At 42.2% G+C, this 1,656-nt stretch carries 2 protein-coding genes; both read left to right on the plus strand.

Annotated features, from left to right (window positions below):
• A partial coding sequence (locus IW492_RS17800) for a WecB/TagA/CpsF family glycosyltransferase (RefSeq protein ID WP_202069432.1) occupies window positions 1-603 on the plus strand: 603 nt, incomplete at its 5' end.
• Window positions 604-660: 57 nt separating this feature from the next.
• A partial coding sequence (locus IW492_RS17805; RefSeq protein WP_236672002.1) for an ABC transporter ATP-binding protein occupies window positions 661-1,656 on the plus strand: 996 nt, incomplete at its 3' end.

Here is a 1,656-nt window from a genome sequence, read left to right on the forward strand (position 1 = left end):
CAGATTACTTTACAGGCGTATGAACAGCCGGAGGTCTTTCAATACATCCATCGGGCAACCCATCGGATCGCCGATGGGATTGGTATTGTCAAGATGTCCAAGGCAACCGGCGGGGAAATTACCGAACGGATCACCGGCATTGATGTGATGGACAACTGTTTGACATATGCCAATAAATACAGGAAACGGATTTTTCTTTATGGGGCGAAGAAAGAGATCGTGGCACAGGCAGCGGAAAACATTCAAAAGCAATATCCGAATTTGGTGATTGCCGATCACTTGCATGGCTTTACCAGTAAAGAGGAACCAAATATTGTGGAGATTATCAATGAAGCGGCACCGGACTTTCTGTTTGTGGCGCTGGGATCACCCAAGCAGGAGATTTTTCTGGAACGGCATGTAGAGGAATTGAATGCCAAAGTCTTTTTGAATGTGGGCGGGACCTTTGATGTGCTGTCAGGAGCAGTACCGAGAGCACCGAAATTCTTTCTGGATCACAATATTGAATGGCTGTACCGATCGATTAAGTTCCATCGTTATGACCGGCTGATTCAGATTCCACAGTATGTCTGGAAGGTTTTACGTACCAAACGAGGAAAATAAGAAGTAGTTGCCAACAACCACTTCAATCTATTCTACATAAAAAACGAGGGAAGTATATTGACGTATAAAGTTAAGGCACAATACATTACAAAAGAATATGATCTGTTGAAAAAGAAAGCAGACAAGCTAAAAAGCTTGTTTTCTCTCACGAAAAAGAATGTTCCGAAGTTTTGGGCCTTAAAGGGTGTATCCTTCGAGGTTCATGCTGGAGAGACAGTGGGCATTATAGGAATTAATGGATCTGGGAAATCCACCTTGTCCAACATCCTAAGTGGGATTATTCCCCCCACCTCCGGTAATTTGGAAATCAATGGCGAAACCTCCATCATTTCAATTGGAGCTGGTTTGAAAGGCCCGCTTACTGGAATGGAGAACATCCAACTGAAATGTTTGATGCTTGGTATGACCAACAAAGAAATCAAAAACATTTTATCTGAGATTATTGATTTTTCTGAGTTAGGCGAGTTTATCAATCAGCCGGTAAAAAGCTATTCCAGTGGGATGAAAAGCCGACTAGGATTTGCGATTGCGGTACACCAAAACCCAGATATATTGATCATTGATGAGGCTCTGGCAGTTGGTGACGACACGTTTTATCAAAAATGCTTGCACAAAATGATGGAATTTAAGGAACAAGGGAAGACCATCTTTTTTGTCAGTCATGCCCTAGGTCAAGTAGCCAACCTATGTGATAAGACGATTTGGATGCACTATGGGCAGTTAAAAATGTTTGGTCCTACCAAAGAAGTGATTGCCGAATATAAAAAATTTAATACATGGTTCAAGGGTTTAACGAAGAAAGAACAAAGCGACTACAAAGAAGAACAGGTATCTACTCAGAAAACGTTCAGTTTGAAACGTCTTCGCCGTGAGGAAATCAATCAAATTGCAGATACTCAAATGTCTCGAATGGAGATTAAAGAAATACAAAAGGATACAGAACCGATCCAAGTGGGGCGCAACATGTCTGGTGGGACGCGGGTGCTCTTAGCCGTTTTAATGCTTATTACTCTGTTCCTGTGTATGGTTAGTTTCAGTGGCCGGGCTATTTCC

The organism is Enterococcus sp. BWB1-3 (genome assembly GCF_016745275.1).
GTDB lineage: Bacteria > Bacillota > Bacilli > Lactobacillales > Enterococcaceae > Enterococcus_L.